This window comes from Streptacidiphilus melanogenes, from assembly GCF_000787835.1.
Lineage (GTDB): Bacteria > Actinomycetota > Actinomycetes > Streptomycetales > Streptomycetaceae > Streptacidiphilus > Streptacidiphilus melanogenes.
In genome coordinates this window covers 95828-115822 of the sequence record NZ_BBPP01000020.1, presented here as the reverse complement: position 1 = coordinate 115822, position 19995 = coordinate 95828, and the positions used below count along the sequence as shown (strand labels likewise).

18 protein-coding genes and 1 pseudogene are annotated in these 19995 nt (G+C 72.3%); 8 read left to right on the top strand and 11 right to left on the bottom strand.

All coding sequences use genetic code 11. The features are described from left to right. Positions 1-138: 138 nt before the first annotated feature. Entirely contained in the window at positions 139-1776 is a 1638-nt protein-coding gene (locus TR49_RS21745; protein WP_236653479.1) for an APC family permease, read from the bottom strand. 316 nt (positions 1777-2092) lie between these two features. On the opposite strand from TR49_RS21745, the gene TR49_RS21740 reads away from it, so the two are divergent. From TR49_RS21740 to TR49_RS21730, 3 genes are all read left to right on the top strand, one after another. Then, positions 2093-2323: an NfeD C-terminal domain-containing protein gene (locus tag TR49_RS21740; RefSeq protein ID WP_042383928.1), complete on the top strand. Its 231-nt coding sequence runs from the start codon at positions 2093-2095 to the stop codon at positions 2321-2323. Positions 2324-2422: 99 nt separating this feature from the next. Continuing rightward, positions 2423-3574 carry an SPFH domain-containing protein gene (locus TR49_RS21735; protein ID WP_042383927.1) on the top strand — a complete coding sequence of 384 codons (1152 nt, stop codon included), beginning with the start codon at positions 2423-2425 and terminating at the stop codon, positions 3572-3574. A gap of 148 nt (positions 3575-3722) precedes the next feature. Continuing rightward, positions 3723-4829 (top strand): TolB-like translocation protein, encoded by a 1107-nt coding sequence (locus TR49_RS21730; protein WP_042383924.1) that lies wholly within the window; start codon positions 3723-3725, stop codon positions 4827-4829. On the opposite strand, the gene TR49_RS21725 is transcribed toward TR49_RS21730, so the two are convergent. Both TR49_RS21725 and TR49_RS21720 read right to left on the bottom strand, forming a co-directional pair. Continuing rightward, positions 4820-5302 (bottom strand): hypothetical protein, encoded by a 483-nt coding sequence (locus tag TR49_RS21725; protein ID WP_236653478.1) that lies wholly within the window; start codon positions 5300-5302, stop codon positions 4820-4822. The two genes, TR49_RS21730 and TR49_RS21725, sit on opposite strands and share 10 nt — an antisense overlap. Positions 5303-5380: 78 nt before the next feature. Beyond that, entirely contained in the window at positions 5381-6355 is a 975-nt protein-coding gene (locus TR49_RS21720) for a trypsin-like serine peptidase (RefSeq protein ID WP_052434513.1), read from the bottom strand. Positions 6356-6520: 165 nt separating this feature from the next. Here TR49_RS21720 and TR49_RS21715 point away from each other — a divergent pair, with 165 nt between their 5' ends. Further along, entirely contained in the window at positions 6521-7309 is a 789-nt protein-coding gene (locus TR49_RS21715) for a sulfite exporter TauE/SafE family protein (RefSeq protein WP_042383921.1), read from the top strand. 45 nt (positions 7310-7354) lie between these two features. On the opposite strand, the gene TR49_RS21710 is transcribed toward TR49_RS21715, so the two are convergent. Next, entirely contained in the window at positions 7355-9586 is a 2232-nt protein-coding gene (locus TR49_RS21710) for a terpene synthase family protein (RefSeq protein ID WP_042383920.1), read from the bottom strand. 29 nt (positions 9587-9615) lie between these two features. Then, positions 9616-10239, bottom strand: coding sequence for a CGNR zinc finger domain-containing protein (locus TR49_RS21705; RefSeq protein WP_042383918.1), 624 nt, complete (start codon positions 10237-10239; stop codon positions 9616-9618). A gap of 95 nt (positions 10240-10334) precedes the next feature. On the opposite strand from TR49_RS21705, the gene TR49_RS21700 reads away from it, so the two are divergent. Together TR49_RS21700 and TR49_RS21695 are read left to right on the top strand one after the other, a co-directional pair. Then, positions 10335-10754, top strand: a complete 420-nt coding sequence (locus TR49_RS21700; RefSeq protein ID WP_052434512.1) for a carboxymuconolactone decarboxylase family protein — start codon at positions 10335-10337, stop codon at positions 10752-10754. Further along, positions 10751-11662 (top strand): phosphotriesterase family protein, encoded by a 912-nt coding sequence (locus tag TR49_RS21695; RefSeq protein ID WP_042383915.1) that lies wholly within the window; start codon positions 10751-10753, stop codon positions 11660-11662. The genes TR49_RS21700 and TR49_RS21695 overlap by 4 nt, the downstream gene beginning before the upstream one ends. Before the next feature lie 78 nt (positions 11663-11740). Here the strand turns inward: TR49_RS21695 and gltX are convergent, their stop codons facing one another. Further along, positions 11741-13099, bottom strand: a complete 1359-nt coding sequence (gltX, locus tag TR49_RS21690) for a glutamate--tRNA ligase (RefSeq protein ID WP_236653484.1) — start codon at positions 13097-13099, stop codon at positions 11741-11743. Between the two features lie 254 nt (positions 13100-13353). On the opposite strand from gltX, the gene TR49_RS21685 reads away from it, so the two are divergent. Beyond that, positions 13354-14310, top strand: coding sequence for a hypothetical protein (locus tag TR49_RS21685; protein WP_042383914.1), 957 nt, complete (start codon positions 13354-13356; stop codon positions 14308-14310). Here the strand turns inward: TR49_RS21685 and TR49_RS21680 are convergent. The 3 genes and pseudogenes from TR49_RS21680 to TR49_RS21675 form a co-directional block, all read right to left on the bottom strand. After that, positions 14282-14692 (bottom strand): sigma-70 family RNA polymerase sigma factor family protein, encoded by a 411-nt coding sequence (locus TR49_RS21680; protein WP_160311626.1) that lies wholly within the window; start codon positions 14690-14692, stop codon positions 14282-14284. The two genes, TR49_RS21685 and TR49_RS21680, sit on opposite strands and share 29 nt — an antisense overlap. A gap of 18 nt (positions 14693-14710) precedes the next feature. Next, positions 14711-14797: pseudogene (locus TR49_RS46780) on the bottom strand (sigma factor-like helix-turn-helix DNA-binding protein); the annotation flags it as partial. 74 nt (positions 14798-14871) lie between these two features. Continuing rightward, complete coding sequence (locus tag TR49_RS21675; RefSeq protein WP_084725191.1) at positions 14872-16011, bottom strand: alpha/beta hydrolase; 1140 nt, start codon at positions 16009-16011, stop codon at positions 14872-14874. A 349-nt stretch (positions 16012-16360) separates the two neighbouring features. On the opposite strand from TR49_RS21675, the gene TR49_RS21670 reads away from it, so the two are divergent. Further along, the gene (locus tag TR49_RS21670) at positions 16361-17725 is read left to right on the top strand and encodes an MFS transporter (RefSeq protein ID WP_236653477.1); all 1365 of its coding nucleotides are present in this window, start codon (positions 16361-16363) and stop codon (positions 17723-17725) included. A 354-nt stretch (positions 17726-18079) separates the two neighbouring features. On the opposite strand, the gene TR49_RS21665 is transcribed toward TR49_RS21670, so the two are convergent. Then, positions 18080-19150 carry a tellurite resistance/C4-dicarboxylate transporter family protein gene (locus TR49_RS21665; RefSeq protein ID WP_063770146.1) on the bottom strand — a complete coding sequence of 357 codons (1071 nt, stop codon included), beginning with the start codon at positions 19148-19150 and terminating at the stop codon, positions 18080-18082. 124 nt (positions 19151-19274) lie between these two features. Continuing rightward, complete coding sequence (locus TR49_RS21660; protein WP_042383912.1) at positions 19275-19964, bottom strand: enoyl-CoA hydratase-related protein; 690 nt, start codon at positions 19962-19964, stop codon at positions 19275-19277. Positions 19965-19995 lie beyond the last annotated feature (31 nt).

Below are 19995 nucleotides of genomic sequence, written 5' to 3'. Positions count from 1 at the left end.
CCGTCCATCACCCGTCTGGGCTACGCCGCGCGTCGCAGCATTGACGCTGGGCCGCCGCGGAGCGTGCTCGACCGCCTCGCCGAGGTGCGGCGAGGCGGTCTGAAGCGGAGTCGCCCGGGATCGGGCCGGGATCAGGGATCAGGTGGAGGGGGAGTCGGGGGGAGGCGCCACGTAGCCCTTGGGCTCCTCCGCGACCTCCACGTCCCCGATGTACTCCTGGGTCTCCTCCCTGGGCAGCCGGACCGCCTGGGCCCAGTAGTAGATGGCCAGGCTGAACCCCGCGATGATGACCATGTCCCACCAGAGCGGGATGTTGTTCGCCGCACCGCACGAGGTCGTCGTGGCCGGTCCGGAGCTGCAGTAGCGGCCCTGCCAGGAGATGATGCCGATGCCGATCAGGTAGACCGGCAGCCACTGCGCGGACCGCCAGTCCATGTGCGGCGACTTGGAGTTGAGCTTGAACGTCACGGACGTGCCGAGCAGCACGTAGCCGAGCAGGATGCCGATGCCCAGCCGCCACAACGTGTCGAAGCCGGACCAGTACATGATCATGTTGGCGACGATGAACGCGACCGGCGACCAGAAGTGGCCGCCCGGCAACCGGTAGGGCCGGTAGCGGTCGGGGTCGTTCTTGCGCAGGGCGCCGAAGGAGAGCGGCGCGCCCGCGTACATCAGCACCGACGCGGAGGTGATGAAGCCGACCAGCTTCTGCCAGGTGGGGAACGGCAGGAAGACGACCAGGCCCATCACGAAGGCGAAGATCAGACCGAACCACGGCACGCCCCGCTTGGTGGTCTTCTCGAAGGCCTCCGGCACGTAGCCGTTGCGGGACAGGCCGTAGGAGACGCGGGACGTCGCGGTGGTGTAGATCAGACCGGTGCCGGCGGGGGAGACCACCGCGTCGATGTAGAGGATGGTCGCCAGCCAGCCCACACCGATCGTCGTGGCCAGACCGGCGAACGGGCCCGTCTTGCCGGTGAAGCTCAGGTTGGCCCATCCCTGCGCGAACGCGCTGTGCGGCAGGGCGGCGATGAAGACCACCTGCAGCATGATGTAGATCAGCGCGCCGAGCAGGATCGACCCGATGACGGCGACGGGGATGTCGCGTTTCGGGTTCCGGCTCTCCCCGGCGAGCTGGTCCGCCTGTTCGAACCCCAGGAGCGCGAAGATGATGCCGCTGGTGCTGATCGCGGAGAGCATGCCCTCCGAGCCGAAGGGTGAGAAGCCCTGGTAGCCGAAGTTGTTGCTGTGCCAGGCGGTGGCCGCGAAGACCAGGATGGTCAGCACCGGGATGGCGATCTTCCACCAGGTCGCTGCGCTGTTGGTGTGGGCCAGGAACTTGATGCCGAGCCAGTTGACGACGACGAAGAAGGCCATGAAGGCGACGGCCAGTGCGTAACCGGCGCCGGTCAGGTGGTTCTTGCCGGTCTGGATCCAGCTCGCGTGGACCGAGAGGTAGTTCAGTGCCGCCAGGACCTCGATCGGCGCCACGGTGACCGCCTGCAGCCAGGAGAACCAGCCGAAGGAGGCGCCCGCCACCGTACCGAAGGCGTAGTGCGGGAACCGGCCCGTGCCGCCCGACACCGGATAGGCCGCGCCGAGCTCGGCGTGCACGAAGGCCAGGATGATGATGGCCACGGCGCCGATGCCCCAGGAGACGAGCGCCGCCGTGCCGGCGGCCTGGGCGGCGAACAGCGCGCCGAAGAGCCAGCCCGAGCCGATGATCGACCCTACCGATGTCCAGGTCAGACCGATCAGCCCGATGTCGCGTTTCAACGCGTGCTGGCCTCCCTTGGTGGGAGGCGCGGTCGACGTTGCCAAAGGGATCACCTCAATCCGACAAGGTAGGTCGGCGATTTCGGCGGGCCTGAGCGCCGGTGGGCGCACGGCTCTCCGCAATCGGAGCCTGGCGACGCAACGCGTAAGCAATATGTAAATGGCTAAGACCAGGATAGGAGGGCAACCGCCGTCCGCAATCCAGCCCGTCCGCAACCTGCTGGGCTGCGGGGATTCGCGCTAGGGTCGTGATTCCCGGACGAGCGGGGGAAACGCGGGACGACGACCCGCGGGACGACCGGAAGGAGCGCGGGGCATGCCGGCGGACGAGGCGGTGATCGGCTGCACCGGGCGCCTGCTCATCGGTACCCGCGGCAGTGCGGGCCCGGGGGAGGTGCTGGTGCGTGTCCGTGGCGGCTCCGAGGCCTTTCTGGCTTGGTCGGAGGAGCCACTCGCAGCCGGTACCACGGTGTTGGTGATCGAGTCGCGCGGCGCGCGGCAGGTCGATGTGATCGAGTGGACGGATTCACTCGACGGCGGGGTGTAGACCCGGGTCCACCCCCTGGGTGTAGACATACCCGCGAGATGTTCCCTCACGGGGGATACCGCGAGGGTCCAGGATTTCTTGGACGAGGAGACGAGAAGGATGTTCGGTTACCGCGTTCCCGCCCCGGACGAGGCGATGTTGATCTCCGGTGGCAGGCGTGGGCTGGAGGGGGCTCCGTTCCGCGTCGTGACCGGGCACGGCAAGTTCGTGCTGCCGGTCTTCCGGAAGACCCGGTTCCTGACCCTGGCCATGTGCGAGGCGGAGGTCGCCGAGACCTGCGTGACCCGCCAGGGCATCGCGCTCACGGTGCGTGCCGTGATCGCGTTCAAGGTCGGCAACGACCACGAGAGCATCGTCAACGCCGGTCAGCGCTTCCTCTCCGACCAGGACCAGATGGCGGTCCTGACCGGCCGGATCTTCGCCGGCCACCTGCGGTCGATCATCGGTTCGATGACGGTCGAGGAGATCGTCACCGAGCGGCAGAAGCTGGCGACGGAGGTGCTGGAGACCTCCAAGGCCGAGATGGCCAAGATCGGCCTGATCGTCGACTCGCTGCAGATCCAGTCCATCGACGACGGCGACGCCGGCTACATCAAGGCCATGGCCGCGCCGCACAAGGCCGCGATCCAGCGGGCCGCGCAGGTCGCGCAGGCCCAGGCGACCCAGGCCGCGGCCGAGGCGGAGCAGGCCGCCACCCGGAACCAGGCCGAGTACGCCCGGCAGACGGCGGTCGTGAAGGCCCAGTACAGCGCGGAGGTCGACCGCGCCCAGGCGCAGTCGGCCCAGGCCGGTCCGCTGGCCGCGGCGCACGCGCAGCAGGAGGTGCTGGCGGCTCAGACCGAGCTGGCCCAGCGCGCGGCCGAGCTGCGGCAGCAGCAGCTGGTCGCGGAGATCGTCAAGCCCGCCGAGGCCGAGGCCGAGCGCATCCGCGTGCTGGCACTGGCCGAGGCCGAGCGGATGAAGATCCAGGCGGAGGCGGCCGCCTCGCACGACCGCGTCGCCCTGGACCGGATGCTGATCGACCAGCTGCCGCTGATCGTCAAGGAGGCGGCCGGCGGTCTGGCCGGAGCCAACGTCAACGTGCTCAACGGCGCGGACGGCCTCGGAGAGATCGCCGCCGGACTGGTCGGCCAGGGCCTGACCATCCTCGACTCGGTGCGCCGCAACCTCGGCACGCCGTCCGGCAACGGCGACGAGGACCCGCGCCCCGCGCGCAAGCAGCTGAACGGCGGTCAGATCGACGTCGACTGACGGTCGGCGAACCCCAGCCGGGCCCGTGTCGCGGCCGCTGTAGCGCGGCTGTGACAGGGGGCGCACGGATCCACGATGCGCGCCGGGCAGTCTCTTCTCAGAGCGTCAGCTCAGAGACCACGAGACTGCCCGACCAAGGGGACCCACCATGCGTACTCGCCGCATCGCCGTCGCGATCGCTCTCGTCTCAGCCGTCACGGCGAGTGGCCTGCTCACCGCCTGCGACCCGAAGACCGGTACCGGCGCCGCGGCCTCCGCGAGCCCGACCCAGGCCGCTTCGGGCGGCGCCAGCGCGTCGACCCCGACCGGGGGCACCGGAGGCCCCGGCGGCACGGGCGGCGCCTCGGGTACGGGTGGGACCTCCGGCGGGTCCACGGGCGGCTCCACCGGCGGCAGGACGGGCGCGCCCGTCTCCGTCAACGGCACCGGCGGGACCATGCTGACCATCAGCAACGGCACCACCAAGGTCGTCATGAACGGCGCCGTCGTCGACTTCGGCGTCGTCGTGCGCGACCTGGCCTGGTCCCCGGACGGCCGCAGGGCCGCCTTCATCGACGGGAACGGCAACCTCGACACCGCCAACGCCGACGGCAGCGGCCGCGTCGTCGTCGCCCGCAACCCCGGCGGACAGACCTGGTCCCACCCCGCCTGGCAGGTCGTCAAGGCCGACCCGGGCTACGGCAACATGCCGCGCAACAACCTCTTCTTCGTCGCCGGCAGCGGCGCGGGCAGCGTTCTGATGGAGGTGCCGACCACGGGCGGCAAGCCCGCTCGCCTTTCGCTCGCCGGAGAGGCCGGCAGCACCGCCGCCCCGCTCCCGCAGACCGGCAACACCTGGATCAACGGCAGCGGCACCACCAACGGCACGACCGTCTACGCCAACACCGGCACCGGCGACGTCTACATCCGCGACGACTACATCCGCCAGCAGGGCTCCGTGATGACCAACGGCTCCGAGCCGGCCCCGATCCCCGGCCAGGTCGACGAGGGCGTGGTCTTCGTCCGCTCCGTCGGCGGCCACGACCACATCTTCGTCGAGCACTTCGGCACTTCCCCCGCCGGCTCGTCCGCCGCCGGCACGACCGCGGTCGACATCACCCCGCACGCCACCACCGACTACACCGAGCCCGCGGTCTCCCCGGACGGCCGCACCGTCGCGGTGCGCACGCCGAACGGCGTCGCGGTCCTGCCGATCGACGGCTCCGCGGCACCGAAGCTGATCTCCTCGGTGCCGGGCCTGCCCGCCTACCGCTGAGCGATCTCCTGCTCCAGCGCTGCCAGGTGCGCCGTCGCGGCGTCGTCGTGGGGAAGGAACTCGACGACGCCGAGGAAGCGGAACAGGACCTGGGTGTCCGTCACCGCGTACTCGTAGTCGGCGAACCCGACGACGGCGCCGGTGGCGCCGCGCGCGGTGCCCCGGTCCAGCACCTTGCGGCGCGCCTGCGGCCGCGCGAGATACGGGCACACCATCGACGCGTAGAGCATGCAGGCCCGGTGCCCCGGCCCCTCCCACGTCGGCGCGAGGTTCCGGTACGGCGCCGCCGCGGCGAGCGCGGCGCCGATGGCCTCCGCCTCGGCCGCCCCGACGACCCGCCACACGGGCGCGTCGACCGGCATGGGCGTCCCGCACACCGAGCACAGGCGCTCGCGCGCACACGCGGCGCTCTTCTCGTAGTCGGTCCGCGCGAAGCGGTGTTCGCCCTCCTCGTACGGCGTGATGGCGGGCACGGGGTAGCCCCTCGGGTCCCGCGGCCTGGCGGCGACGGTCGGGGGCTTGGGTACGGCGTCGAATCGCACGGGGGGAAACTACTGGGACAGCGCCTGCTCGTACAGCGCCTGTGTGTCGGACCCGAAGACGATGCTGTACGAGACGTCCGCGGTGTCGCCGCCCTGCTGGTAGCCGCCGACGACGCCGATGATGCTGCCCGCGTCCGCGTCGGCGTCGTAACCCGCGATCCACGCCGATCCGCTGGTGCCGCCGGTGAAGGCGGTGCAGTCGATGACGAGTTGCGTCTGCGAGAACGCCGCCGCGTCGCCGGTGCAGGTGATGGGCTCGTCCGTGGCCGAGGGGTAGCCGGTCAGCTGGACCGTTGCCGAGGTCGTGCCGGAGGTCGAGAGGTCGTAGCCGCCGCCGACCGCCGTCTCCAGGCTCCTGCCGTCCTGCGGGGCGACCACGGCGAAGGCGACGTCGTCGTCCTGGTCGCCGTCGCCGGTCCAGGCGGAGTTCTCGACGACCTGACTGATGTGCCAGACGCCGTTCGGCGCGCTGCCGTCGCGGTACCCGGGGACGAAGACCGCGCCGGTCGGGCCCGCGCCGAGGCAGTGTGCGGCCGTCACGATGAGGTCGCCTGCGGGGCTGTCCACGACGCTCGCGGTGCAGTGGTGGTTGCCGGGGGTGATCGAGGACGAGGAGAAGATCGCGCCGACCTTGGCGGTCTGCTGTGACGCCGCCAGGACCTGGGACTGCCCCTTCGTCGTCAGCGGCACGTTCCCGCCGGACGTGGCCGTGGGTGTCGGGGAGGGCGACGGGGAGGCGACGGCCGTCGCCTCCCTGCTCGGGCTCGTCGACGCGGACGCCTTGGCCGTGACGGTGCTGCTCGGTGTGGCGGACGCGGTGGTCCTCGCCGAGGCGGACGGGGACGCGCTGGAGCCCGCGGCGGCGCGACTCCTGCCGTGAGGGGTGGAGGCCCAGGCCGTGGCGACGCCCGCGCCGGTGCCGGTGACGATCAGGCCCGCGGCGGCCAGCGCGGCGAACTTTCGTACGGCCGTGTCCATCGCCATCCCCTTCCTCCCGTTTCGCATATCGAGACTTCCCCGCCGGCCTGAGACGGCCGTGGGAGCTTTATGGGAGCTGGATGAGAAGCTCGGTTCACGAACCGCGACCGGTACCGACACCTGTTCGGACCGGATCGACGAACAATGGGGTGTGGAATGAGCGGAGCTGTCATGACGACCGCCGCCGGGCTGGCCGGAGCGTCCGGCTGGACCCAGGCCGGGGTCGCGCTGGCCGGCGTCGGAGCCGGGATGATCAACACCGTGGTCGGCTCGGGGACGCTGATCACCTTCCCGGTGCTGCTCGCGGCGGGTCTGCCGCCGGTGACGGCGAACGTGTCTAACACGCTGGGGCTGGTGCCGGGCTCGGTGAGCGGCGTGCTCGGGTACCGGCGGGAGCTGACGGGTCTGGCGCCGCTGCTGCGGCGGCTCGGCGCGGCCGCGCTCGCGGGCGGGCTGACGGGCGCGGTGCTGCTGCTGGCGCTGCCGGCCAAGGCCTTCGAGGCGGCGGTACCGGTTCTGATCGCCGCCGCGCTGGTGCTGGTCCTGGTCCAGCCGCTGCTGGCCAAGCGCCTCGCGGCCCGCGCCGAGACCCGCCCGCGTCCCGAGTACGGCGGCCGGGCGCTGTTGCTGGGCGTCTACCTGTGCGGCATCTACGGCGGCTACTTCGGCGCGGCCCAGGGCGTCCTGCTGCTCGGACTGATGGGCGTGCTGCTGGAGCTGGAGCTGCAGCGGATCAACGCCGTGAAGAACGTGCTGGCGCTCGCGGTCAACGGGATCGCGGCGGTCTTCTTCATCGTCGACGGCCCGATCGACTGGCGCGCGGCGCTGCTGATCGCCGCCGGCTCGGTCGTGGGCGGCCAGCTCGGCGCGCTGGTGGGCAGGCGGCTGCCCGCACCGGTGCTGCGCGGCGTGATCGTCGCCGTCGGCGTCGTGGCGATCGTCCGCGTCGCCCTGGGCTGAGCACTGTCCAGGGGCGCGGTTCCCCGCGCCCCTGGCAGGTCGCACCTACCTGAGCGGAGCCAGGGCTGAAGTCCCCAGTCCTGTCGGTCCCGGGGGGAACGGCGTGCCGACCGTCCCGCCGTAGCGTGCCAACAGCGCCTGCTCCGGGTAGCGCTCGGTCTTCTCGTGCCAGTGGAAGAGGCCTGCGATCCAGTGCTCCAGGTCCCGCAGCCAGCGGGCGACGCCCGCCCGTGCCCCGGCGTCCAGGGCCAGGTCGTCCAGGACGACGGGGAGCTGTTCCGCCACGACGTGGTGGAACTCGCGGAGGCGGGATTCCATCAGGTCCGCGACGATGCCGACGGCCGTCGCGCGGTCGCAGTCGAAGAAGGACTGCACCACCAGGACGGCGTTGTGCAGCTCGCCCTCGAACTCGATCTCCTTCTGGTACGACCACAGGTCGTTCAGCAGGCAGCAGTAGTCGCTCGCCGCGGCCTCGATCGCACGGGCCGCGCCCGTCTCGAAGAACGCGGCCGGGACCTCGCCGTGGCAGGCGAAGCGGCCGAGGGAGAGCGTCAGTTGCGAGCCGAACGTGTCACGGCGCATCTCGACGTAGTCGACGGGGTCGGGGATGCGGTGCAGGGTGTGGTTGTCCAGCTCCCAGAGCCAGCCCGCCAGCATGCCGTCCACCGCGTCGCGCAGAGCGCGCAGCCCTTCGGGCGGCAGCGCGACGCTGGTGCGCTGCCACAGGTCGGCCAGGCCGCGTTCGAGAGGCGAGACCGGCTCGCCCGCGGTCTCGCCCGGGTCGACGGGCATCAGTTCGTGCAGGCGGGAGTTGGCAAGCCTGGCGGCGAGGGCGTCCCGGCCGAAGGTGAGCGGGTAGTAGTCGTCGGCGTAGGTGCCCCAGGCCAGCCAGTCGGCGGCGAGGCCGAGGGCCTCCTCGCCGCTCTCGGGGAGGATCCCGGCCGCGGCGAGCGGGAGGTCGAAGCCGGTGAGCAACTGCTCGTGCCAGAGGCCGTCGTCGAGCAGGCCCATGGCGGCCACCCAGGCGTTCGAGCTCCTGCGGACGGCGTCCAGGTGCGGGTTCAGCGTCGGCGGGAACGGCGAGGCGGCCACCGGGACCTGCGACGGCCCCACCTTCTGGTGCGGGACGTGGGTGAAGTTGCGCAGCCGTTTGAGTCCCAGGCGGTTCGTCAGCGACGCCACACCCGCGGCCGACAGGCCGAATCCGGTCGGGCCGGGCCGCCATTCGCCGCTCCGGCCGCCCTCCAGAGCGCCCTCGTTCATGTAGCGCGAGGACCGCAGGTGCCACTCGTGGCCGCCCGACTGCCAGTCCTGGAGGCCCTTGGCGTAGGCGAGGACGGCCGCGCAGCCGGCCGGGTCGAGGGCCTCCTCGGCGAAGAGGACCGGGAGTTCGGTGACGACGGTGTGCTCGAACTGCTGCATCCGGGAGGTGAGCAGGTCGCCCACGGCGTCGGCCGCCTCCTGGGTGGAGCAGCCCAGGAAGTGCTCCAGCACCAGGACACCGTTGCTGAGTTCACCCTCGTCCTCGACCTCGCGCTGGTAGGAGAAGAGGTCGTTGCGCAGGTGGACCGCGTCGGCGAAGGTGTCGCGCAGCACCCGCAGCGGCCGGCTCGCGGCGACGTCCGCCGGGACCTCGGCACGGTTGGCGAACTCGATCAGCCCGGCCGACCAGGGCGCGCCGCCGACCTTGCGGCGCATCTCGATGTACTCGACGGGGTTGGCGACGCGTCCCGCGTGGATGTTGGAGAGCTCCCACAGCGACTCGTTCAGCAGGTTCCGGGTGCTCTCCGCGAAGCGGGCCCGCCAGGCGGGGGAGAGGTGCGGCACGGTCCGCAGCCACAGGTTCGCGAGCCCGGCCTCGACGGGGTTGGTCGGGTCGGGCATGGGCGTGGTGGGGTCCGGCGGCATGAACGCGGGCAGCCGGTCGAGGTAGGCCTTGGCGCCCTCGCGGTCCTGGGTGCGCTTGAAGAGCTCCAGGAAGTGGTCGTCGAAGAAGAAGACCCACGTGTACCAGTCGGTGACGGTGTCCAGGTCCTCGGCGGTGGCGTCGGGGTGGGTGTACGAGCAGAGCAGCGCGTAGTCGTGGGCGTCGAGGTCGCGCTCCTCCCAGACGCCCGAGCCCTCCAGCATGCCCATGGAGTGCGCCCAGTGCTTGGTGTGGGCGCGGGCCCGTTCCAGGTGCGGGTTGGTTCGGGCCGGGTGGACGACGTAGAACGCGGGGAGCCGGAAGGGCTGTTGGGGCGTCGCGGTGGACGCGGCAGGTGTGGCTGAGGTCACCCGTGGGGCCTACCCCGCCGGAAAAACGGTCATCCAGGGCCGGAAGTAGTCATATCGTCCGACTTCTTGGGTTCCGCCGCGCGGCGCGCCCGCAGCGCGCGGACCCGTCCGCGACTCGCGCACGCCGGGGACGGGCACCAGCGACGGCGCCCGGTGGGGTCGCTGAAGAGGCCGAGGCAGTCCTGTTCCGGGCAGGTCCGCAGGGTCAGCCGTTCGGGGCCGGTCAGGTGGTCGACGGCCTGCCGCGCGACGCGCGACAGTGCGGCGGCTGTGGTGGGCGGCGCGGCGCGCAGCATCCGCCCGCCGTCCGCGCCGCTCTCCTCGTCGTCCCCGTGGAGCAGCCGGATCGGGTCGTCGTGGTCCCGCAGGAACCGTGCCAGCTCCCGCATCGCCGCGCCCGGCACGTACCGGTGGGTGACCTGCGCCGACGCGACGGCTCGGATCGGCTTGCGCAGCCCCTGGGCCAGCCGGACGTCGTCCTCGGTCACCGGCTCCACCGGCGTGAGCTCGTGCAGTGCGAGCCAGCGGGCCAGCCGGTCGGGCGTCGCGATCCGCTCGACGGGTGACGCGGTGGGGAAGCGTCCCTGGGTCGCCAGCAGGTTGAGCCACGTCGCCCCGCAGTCGAGGCGGAAGGCGAGGTCGTCGTCGGGCATGCGCGAAATCGTAACGGTTGAGGCGTTACGAGTGCTAGGGTCCTGGCCATCGGTAACGGCTCAGCCGTTACAGCCGACCAGGGGGAGGCGGACAGATGCAGAGCCGGACACCGGACGGATTCACCCGCGCCACGCTCGACCGGGAGGCCGGATACGCGCTGCTCGACGAGGTGCAGGACGCCGCCACGCAACAGTCCGCGCTGCCGGCCCTTGAGGGGCTGGCGCCGGGCTTCGCCGACTGGGTGGTCACGGCCCTCTTCGGCGGCACCTACCAGCGCGACGGTCTCGCGCTGCGGGACCGTCAGCTGCTCAACCTCGCCGCCCTCACCGCGCTGGGCGGCGTGGAGCCCCAGCTGACCGGCCACGTGCGGAGCAGCCTGCGGATCGGCATGAGCCGGGAGGAGATCGTCGAGAGCATGGTGCACCTGGCGCCGTACGTCGGCGTCCCGAAGGCCCTGGCGGGCCTGCGCGCGGCGGGCGCCGCGTTCGCGGCGGCGGAGGGGGAGAGCGCGTGACGCCTGTCGTCCGGACCGTGCTCGGGGATCTGGATCCCGGTGTGCTGGGTCGGGTCGACGCGCACGACCACCTGTTCCTCTGCTCGCCGCAGCTGCCCGGCCAGGAGCTGGACGACGTCGCGGCGGCGCGTGCGGAGCTGGTGGAGTTCGCCCGCCTCGGCGGCGGGACCGTGGTCCAGTGGACCCCGTACGGCCTGGGTCGGCGGGCGGCGGAACTGCCCGTTCTGGCACGGGAGTCGGACGTTCACCTGGTCGCCGCGACGGGGCTGCACCAGGCCCGCCACTACGCGGGCGACGTGCTCGCGGAGGTCGCGGGACCGCGCCTCGCGGAGGTGTTCGTCCGCGAGCTGACGGAGGGAATCGCGGGCGCACCCGGCGTCCGCGCGGGGCTCGTCAAGGTGGCGGGCGGCTACCACGGCCTCGACGCCCACGCCCGCTGGACCATGGCCGCGGCGGCGGAGGCCCACCAGGCCACCGGGGTGACCGTCGGCGTCCACCTGGAGCACGGCACCTCCGGGCTCGAGGTGGCGGAGCTGCTCTGCGGGGAGCTGGGCGTCGCGCCGGCGTCGGTGATCCTCGGCCATCTGAACCGGTTCCCCGACGACCGCGGGCTGCGCGAACTGGCGGCGACGGGCTGCTTCCTGGGCTTCGAAGGGCCCTCGCGCGCCCATCACGCCACGGACTGGCGGCTGTTCGACGCGCTGGCGGGGTTGATCGATGCCGGGCACGCGGACCGGGTCCTCGTCGGCGGCGACACGGTCGTCGCCTCGGCCCGCGCGACGACGGGCGAGGGCCCGGGGCTCCCCTACCTCCCCCGCGTCCTCTGGCCGCGCCTGGCGCGGGAGTTCGGCCATGAGGCCGAGACGGCGATCACGGTCGCCAATCCCGCGAGGGCGCTGGCGCTGTAGGCGAGCGAGGGGCGCGGGGCTCCGCCGACCAGCAGAGCCCCGCGCCCCTCTTGCCCTGTGACCACAGCTGTCCTGCGACTACAGCTTGGCGATGGCCGCGTCCAGGCGGGCCAGGACGCGGTCGCGGCCCAGCGCCTCCAGGGACTCGAACAGCGGCAGGCCCACCGTGCGGCCGGTGACGGCCACCCGGACCGGGGCCTGGGCCTTGCCCAGCTTCAGCCCGTGCTGCTCGCCGACGGCCAGCAGCGTCTCCTTCAGCGGCTCCGCCGCCCATGCCACGCTCTCGAACGCGGTGCGCGCGTCGCGCAGGATCGCGTCCGCGCCCGGCTTCATCGCCTTGGACCAGGAGGCCTCGTCGGCCACCGGCTGGTCGAGGAAGAGGAAGTCGACGTTGGCCGTGATCTCCGACAGGACCGCGAGGCGGGTCTGCGCCAGCGGGGCGACCGTCTCGAAGAGCGCCTGGTCGAACTGCTCCGGGGCCCAGTTGGCGTAGGGGGCCGTCAGGTACGGCGCGCAGGCCGCGAGGAACTGCTCGGGCGAGAGCGCGCGGATGTACTCGCCGTTGAAGGCCGTCAGCTTCTTGATGTCGAAGAAGGCCGGCGAGGTGTTGACGTCCCCGATCCGGAAGCGGCGGACCAGCTCGTCGAAGGGGAGGATCTCCTCGTCCTCGCCCGGGGACCAGCCCAGCAGCATCAGGTAGTTGACCATGGCCTCCGGCAGGAAGCCCTCGGCCAGGTAGTCCTCCAGGGCGACCTTGTCGCGCCGCTTGGAAAGCTTCTGCCGCTTCTCGTTGACGATCACCGACAGGTGCGCCCAGACCGGCGGGGTCGCGCCCAGCGCCTCCCAGAGCAGCTGCTGCTTGGGGGTGTTGGACAGGTGCTCCTCGCCGCGGATCACCTCGGTGATCTTCTCGTCGAGGTCGTCGACGACGTTGGCCAGCAGGAAGACGGCGGAGCCGTCGCCGCGGGCGATGACGAAGTCCTCGATGGCCTTGTTCGGGAAGACGGTGTCGCCGCGGACCACGTCCTTGACGACGGTCTCGCCCTCGTCGGGCGTGCGGAAGCGCAGCGCGCGGCCCTCGGCGTACGCGAGGCCGCGGTCGCGGCAGAAGCCGTCGTAGCCGAGGTGCTCGGAGCCGGTGCGGGCGGTCAGCTGCTCGCGGGTGCAGTCGCAGTAGTACGCGTGACCGGCGGCCTTCAGCTGCGCGGCGGCCTCGCGGTGACGCTCGGCGTTGTGCGACTGGAAGTACGGGCCCTCGAAGGTCGGGTCGTCCTGGTGGATGCCGATCGCCGCGAGCGCGTTGATGATGCCGTCGGTCCACTCCGGCTTGTTGCGCGCCGCGTCGGTGTCCTCGACGCGCAGCACGAAGACGCCGCCGGACTGTCGCGCCACGGCCCAGTTGTACAGAGCGGAGCGGGCGCCGCCGACATGGAACATGCCGGTGGGCGACGGGGCGAAGCGGACACGGACCGGGGTGGCTGCAGACATGGGCCAAGCCTATCCGCCGCCGGGCCCCGGCCCTTCCCCATATCCGTGCGGCACGACGCGCCGCCTGTTGCGCGCCTGTGACAGTGCGCGCATGTTTCCAAGATCGTCCCGTCGCTACTTTTCTTCTCGCCGGGAGCGCAGCGAACGACCCACCGCCCCGAGCCGCCGTCACACACCGCCGCAGTCCGTTCCGGGAGCCTCCGATGTCCGCTCGCCTCACCCGCCCCGTCGCCGCCGCCGTCGCGGCCTCCGCGCTGCTCGGCTCCGCCGCGCTGGCCTTCCCGGCCGCGGCGAACGCCGCGACGCCCGCTCCGGCCAAGCCGGCGCTCCAGCTGTCGGTCACCCCGACCGCGCCGGGCACGGCCCTGAAGCCCGGCGGCGCCGCCCGGACCGAGATCGTCACGGTCACCAACACCACCGGTGTGGCCCAGAGGTTCAGCGGGAACCTGGCCGCGACCGCCAAGGGCGCCGTCCACCTCGCGGCCGGCGAGGTCAACGCCACCGTCACCGCGCTCGGCACGACGCCCGCGACGACCACCGTCTTCCACGCGCAGACCCCGGGCTACACCGGCGGCTTCTACCTCAAGAACGACATGTGGGGCGTCTTCACCCTGCCGGCCCACGCCACCTTCACCTGGAAGCTCTCGGTCGTGGCGACCAAGGCCTGGCCGCTCAACGACGACGTGCTCCGCTTCGACGTCGGCGTCAACCGCGGCACCGAGCTCTCCGTGAAGAAGGAGGTCGACTTCACCCTCGCGAAGGGGACCGGCGGTCCGATGGTCGAGAGCCTGCAGGGTGACGGAAGCCTGTCGACCCGTCGCCCGGCCTACGAGTCCGTGAAGATCACCAACCGGACCGGCGCCGATCTCAAGCAGGGCTGGTGGTTCCTGCCCCTGGTCTCGCAGCCGACCGGCGCCAAGCTCGCGGTCGACGTCTGGGTCGGCTCCGCCGCCACGGGCCACTGGCAGACCACGACCAACCACAGCGTGCTCGTGAACGGTCTGCGTGCCGGAAGCACCGCGACCTTCGAGCTGCGCGTGCGCGTCCTCGACTACACGGCCAAGACCGCCACCGTCGCCTCGCGCCTGGAGCTGCTCAACTGGGACGGCGTCGCCAACCCGGCGACCCCGTTCATCCCGCTGACGGTGCACCGTTCCTGAGGTGCCGTAGCTTGTCCGGGGTGACCAGGGCGTAGACCCGGGAGATCCGCCCCGCTGCGTCGAGGTCGAACACGTACACCACCACCCGCGCCGGCGATCGCAGGACGATCGCCGGCGCGTGGTTGTACCGGGCGTGGCTGATCTCGGCGTCGGCGTAGAACCGCTCGAAGACCTTGGTGAAGAGCCAGGCCGCCTTCCGCGCGCCGTGGACGGGGTGACGTCCGGCGCGGGCCAGGCCGCCGCCGTCCGTGGTGACCACGACGTCCTCGCGCAGCAGCGCCCGGAGCCGCCCCATGGCGCCGCCGCGGGCCGCGGCGAGGAAGGCGTCGACGAGCGGCCGGGCGTCTGCCGGTCCGGCCGCCGGGGGACGGGGCCGCTCCACGGCCACCCGGCGGCGGGCGCGGCTCAGCAGCTGACGGCAGGAGTCCTCGGTCCGTTCCAGGATCTCCGCGATCTCCCCGTGGGGCAGGCCGAAGGCCTCGCGCAGGGCGCGTTCACCCTCCCGACGGGAGCGGCGGCCCGCTTGTGACGGATGCTCGTGTGAGCGTCGTCACACGCTCCTCACGAGGACGGCTTCGGGCCCAGCAGGTGCTGGCTGAACCAGGTGATCGGGCCGGTGCCCATGGCGGGGACGTACGTGTAGGCGTTGTGCCGGCCGCCCTGGATCACGTTCACGATCGTGTGGATCGGCCCCTTGTTGCCGAACTGCTTGAGGTAGCGGGTGACCGCGCCGATCTCGCCCGAGCCCTCCTTGGTGCCGTACTGGAAGGCGATGTAGACGTCGGGGCCGCCGCGCGCGATCAGCTGCTTGGAGAGCAGCACCGGGTTGTTCGCGGCCTGCTCCTTGGGGTGGCCCTTCCAGAACGGGGAGTCCGGCACGATGTCCGGGCCGGACACCAGCGCGGCCTTGAACCGGTCCGGGTACTGCAGCACGGCCTTGAGGCCGACGAAGCCGCCACTGGACGAGCCCATGAAGCCCCAGCCGTCGCGCGACTTGTAGGTGCGGAAGTTCTGCCGCATCAGGTTCGGGACGTCGTCCATCAGCCAGGTGCCCATCTTGGGCTGGCCGGGGATGTCGCTGCCGTCCCAGTAGTGGTCGTGGACGTCAGGGCCCGGGTTGAGCACCGGCATGACCACCAGGAACGGCAGGCTCTTGCCCTGCTGGGACCAGGACGTGATGCTCTGCTCCAGCTTGAGGCCGGGGTCCTTCCAGTAGTTGTCGTTGTATCCCGGCCCGCCGGGCAGCGCGATCATCACCGGGAAGCCGCTGTGCGCGTACTTCGGGTCGCTGTACTGCTTGGGGGCCCAGACCCAGACCTTGCCGGTGTAGCCGGACTTCGGGCCGGTGTAGGTGATCACGCCGATGTGGGTGCCGTCGTCGAGGGTGTGCTCGACCCGCCACGGGGCCTCCGGGCCCGTCGGCAGCTCGGTCAGCGCGTCGACCCCGGCCACCTTGCCGTCCCCGCCGCCGTCGCGACCGCCGCTCCCGCCGTGCGGGGCCGGGGTGTCGAAGCTCAGTGGCTGGCCCTTCTGACTGAACGGCGGGATCTCGTAGTGCTTCATCACCGGGATCGCCAGGCCCACGACCGCGGCCAGGCAGGCCACGACCGCCGTCCATATCAACGCGCGCCGCCGCCGCGGCCGCGGCCGTCGCCGCCTGGCCGGGAGGGACTCCTGCGGCGGGGTGAAGGGCTGGGTCATTGCACTGCTCCGGCTGGATCGGCCCTGGTCGGTCAGAGAGCGAGGGCACAAGTGAAAGAAGCGATCACAGGGTGATCTGATACGGCCCATACGACGGCCGAACCAGGCTGATTGGTTCCCATACGTTCGATTCTTTGGTTCGGATGGTCCTGGTGCGTTCCGTGCCGTTTGTGGGTGCGCACCTGTGATGTCGTCAGATGTCCCCATTCTGGGGCGTCGGCGACAGCAGTTCGACTGAAAGTCAGTCAGCTGGGACGTTCGAGTGACGTTGACCACCCCGCGGGGCTGCGACTAGCATCTCGATATCAAGTTTCTTGATATGAAGATAAATGGATCCGGGGGAGTCGACGTGGACAGGCAGGACGGGATCTGGGCGCAGCTGCGCCGACCGCCGGGCGGACGCGACGCGCGGACCATGCTGCTGGCCCAGTTCGTGGACCGGACCGGCACCGGGGTCTGGGCCGCGTCGGCCGTGCTCTACTTCACCTTCGTCTCCCGCCTGGACGCCGGTCAGATCGGCCTGCTCCTCGGCGTCGCCGGGATCGCCGGGATCGCCGGATCCCCGCTGGCCGGCTGGCTCGCCGGACGCTTCCCGGCCCGGGGCCTGCTGATCGCCAGTCACCTGCTGCGTCTCGCGGCGGTCGCCGGCCTGGTCCTGGGCCACGGGATCGCCGTGCTGCTCCCCGTCGTGGCGGTCACCGCGCTCGGCGAGCGCGGGGCGAAGATGCTGGAGATGCTCTTCGCCACCCGCGTCGCGGGCGAGCGCCGCACCGGCTACCAGGCTCTGGCCCGGACCACCGCGAACGCGGGCTACGCCGTCGGCGCCGGCATCGCCGCGCTCGGCCTCGCCTTCGGCACCGACTCCGCGTACCGGGCTCTCGCCCTCGGCAACGGCCTCTCCTACCTGCTGGCGGCCGCCCTGGTCTGGCGCACCGCCGAGCCCGGCCCAGCTCGGACGACGACGGCTCCGGTCGCTTCGTCCGACTCCGTCCCGGCAGCGGTCGCGGCACCGGCTGCGGAGGCCGACGCCCCGCGCAGCCCCTGGCGGGACCCGGGCTACCTCCTCTTCGTGCTCCGCGACATCCCCCTCTGCCTCGACGACTCCGTGCTCAACGTCGGCCTGCCGCTCTGGCTGGTCGCCCACACCACCGCGCCGCACGCGCTCGTGCCCGCGTTCCTCGCGATCAACACCGTGCTCGTGGTGGTGCTGCAACTGCGGGTCTCCACGGCCGCGGAGGGCCCGCGCGGGGCGGTGCGCTCGGTGCTGCTCTACGGCGCGGCCCTGCTGCTGACCTGCGTGCTCCTCGCCACCGCGACGGGCGGTGGCGCGCTCGGCGCGTCACTCGCGCTGCTCGCCGCCGCGGTCCTGGTGACGGTCGCGGAGCTGCTCCGCTCGGTCAGCTCCTGGGAGCTGTCGGTGCTGCTCGCGCCGGAGCGCTCACGGGCCGCGTACCTCGGTGTCGCGGGCATGTCGCAGGCGATCCAGAAGTCGGCGGGGCCGCCGCTGCTGACCGGCGCGGTCATGGCGGCCGGTCCGGTGGGCTGGCTGGTCATGGGCGGAGCGGTCGCCGCGAACGCGGTCGTCCAGAACCGCGCCTGCGCCCGCCGCCTGGCCGCCGCCGCGCGTCCGACAGACCTCCCGGCCGCCGCCCCTGCCGCCGCGCTTCCGACGGACCTCGCGACCACCGCGTCGGCCGAGAACCCGCGCCGGTGAGGGTCCATGAGGCGAGGGGCCGGGCGGCCCGGCCTTGACGCCGCGTCCGTCGAGCCGGCTACCGACGCGGCGCCTGCTGCCGCGCGTCCGACGGACCTCGCGACCACCGCCCCTGCCGAGAACCGCCGCCGGTGAGGGTCCATGAGGCGAGGGGCCGGGCGGCCCGGCCTTGACGCCGCGTCCGTCGAGCCGGCTACCGCCCCGGCCCCTGCCGCCGCGCGTCCGACGTTCCTCCCGGCCACCGCGTCGGCCGAGAACCCGCGCCGCTGAGGGTCCTTGCCTCGGGTGCCTCCGGCCGAGGCGGGCGGCGGCGCCGCAGGTTGCGCCGTTGGGCTGGTGCCGCACGGCAGGCCATCAGCGGTCCGGGTCGAAGTCCCTGCGGGCCAAGGGGTCGTCGCCCAGGCCGGGGGGCCGGCTTTGCGTTCTTCCGGCGGGGGTGCGCCGGGGTGGCTGGTTGCCCGGGCGGTCCGGGCGGTCCGGGGCGATGCTCCGGAGCAGCCCGACCAGGGCGAGGACCCAGGCGGCCACGGCGATCCACAGCAGGACCTGACCCGGCGTTCGCAGCCAACCCACATGTGCGGCGGTACCGACCGAGAGTGTCGCCACCGCCGTCATGCCCATCGGGAAGACCGTCGCCCAGCGCCGCACGTCGTAGTGGTGCCGGGGCCAGCGCAGCTCCGCGGCGGCGAGGACCAGGTACCAGGCGATGTCGAGGGCGAGCAGGACCTCGGTCACCATCTGCAGCGCGGCGTGCGGATCGCCGCGGTGCCACGAGGGGACGGCGAGCAGCTTCGCGCCCGTCAGGGCGCAGATCGCGAGGGCGCCGCCCACGATCCAGTGGTCTCCCGCGCCGGTCGCGACCTGGCGCAGGTCGAAACGGGTGAACGCCACCCCGTACAGGACCAGTCCGAGCACGAAGCAGACCAGCGCCGCCCAGGCCAGCCAGGTGGCCGGGAGCGAGGTCGCCAGCGTCGCGCCCAGGACGGCCAGGGCCTGGGTCGCGACACAGACGAGGAAGACCGCGCCCGGCATGCCGTGCCGCTGCCAGTGGCGGACCACGTGCGGCAGCAGCAGCGCCCAGCAGAGCACGGCGATCACCAGCGCGGCGACGGCGAGCGGCTGCCAGCCGGAGCCGAGCGCCGAGACGCGCGTGCCGAGCACACCCGTGGCCGCGACGGCGGTCAGCGCGGGCGGGGTGTCCGCCTCGTGCTCCCACCGCTCGTGCTCCCGCAGCAGCCGCAGGCCGAAGTCGGCGGCGAGCCCGAGCCACGCCACGCAGCCGAGCACGAGCAGGGCGAGCGACAGCCCCTCCTGCCCGACCAGGTGCAGCCCGACCGAGATGATCCCGGTCGCCATCACCGCCGACCCGGCGGCGGGCGGCAGCTCCGCCCACCAGCTCCCCAGCGTCTCCGTACGGTCCGTCACCCCTCCACGGTCAGCGGGCCGCGCGCCGCCGGCAACGCGACGTGGAGTCATGCCGGGGCGGCATGACTCCACCTGGAACAGGTCTTTCCCCCGGCCGGTGGGGCGCGGTCGGCGTCGTGAGCGCTCAGCCCAGCGCGACGTCCTTCTCGCGCAGCGCCTCCAGCACCGGCCCGTACATCCGTTCCTTGATCGTGCCGACCGTCGGGCCCGCCTTGGCCGCGTGCGGCCGGGCCAGCTCGATCGCGGCGCCGCGCAGCCCCGCCTCGTCGCCGGTCGCGTCCACGATCCCCGCGGTCAGCGCGTCGACGCCGCCGTAGCGGCGGGCGGTGACCATGGCCGTGTGCGCGGTCTGCGGGGCCAGCCGCGACTGGATCAGGGCGGACATGCCGTGGGTGAAGGGGATGTTGATCTCGGCCTCGGGCAGGCACCAGAAGCCGCGGTCGGCGCGCATGATCCGCAGGTCGTGGGTCAGCGAGAGCATCGCCCCGGCGGCGAAGGTGTGCCCCTGGAGCGCGGCGACGGTGACGAAGGGGAGCGTCAGCACGCGGGCGAAGAGCGCCTGTACGGTCTCCACGTACCAGCCGGCTTGGTCGGCGTGGGCGAAGAGCCAGTCGAGGTCCAGGCCGTTGGAGAAGAACTTCCCCGTGGCGGCGGTGACCAGGGCCTTCGGTCCCTCCGCCCGCTCGACCTCGTCGAGCAGCGCGTTGACGGCGACCAGCCAGTCCGGATGGAAGCGGTTCTCGCCGTCGCCGAGGTCGAGGACGAAGACCTCGCCGTCGCGGTCGAGCGCGGGCGGTGTGGGCAGCGTGGGCATGGACGGTCACTCCTTCTGGTGGGGGTGGTGC

Coding starts and splice junctions, on each gene's coding strand:
- TR49_RS21720 (WP_052434513.1), bottom strand. CDS start 6,355: ATGGCGATGGACACGGCCGTACGAAAGTTCGCCGCGCTGGCCGCCGCG.
- gltX (WP_236653484.1), bottom strand. CDS start 13,099: ATGTTCCATGTCGGCGGCGCCCGCTCCGCTCTGTACAACTGGGCCGTG.
- TR49_RS21735 (WP_042383927.1), top strand. CDS start 2,423: ATGTTCGGTTACCGCGTTCCCGCCCCGGACGAGGCGATGTTGATCTCC.
- TR49_RS21715 (WP_042383921.1), top strand. CDS start 6,521: ATGACGACCGCCGCCGGGCTGGCCGGAGCGTCCGGCTGGACCCAGGCC.
- TR49_RS21700 (WP_052434512.1), top strand. CDS start 10,335: ATGCAGAGCCGGACACCGGACGGATTCACCCGCGCCACGCTCGACCGG.
- TR49_RS21740 (WP_042383928.1), top strand. CDS start 2,093: ATGCCGGCGGACGAGGCGGTGATCGGCTGCACCGGGCGCCTGCTCATC.
- TR49_RS21660 (WP_042383912.1), bottom strand. CDS start 19,964: ATGCCCACGCTGCCCACACCGCCCGCGCTCGACCGCGACGGCGAGGTC.
- TR49_RS21685 (WP_042383914.1), top strand. CDS start 13,354: ATGTCCGCTCGCCTCACCCGCCCCGTCGCCGCCGCCGTCGCGGCCTCC.
- TR49_RS21675 (WP_084725191.1), bottom strand. CDS start 16,011: ATGACCCAGCCCTTCACCCCGCCGCAGGAGTCCCTCCCGGCCAGGCGG.
- TR49_RS21730 (WP_042383924.1), top strand. CDS start 3,723: ATGCGTACTCGCCGCATCGCCGTCGCGATCGCTCTCGTCTCAGCCGTC.
- TR49_RS21705 (WP_042383918.1), bottom strand. CDS start 10,239: ATGCCCGACGACGACCTCGCCTTCCGCCTCGACTGCGGGGCGACGTGG.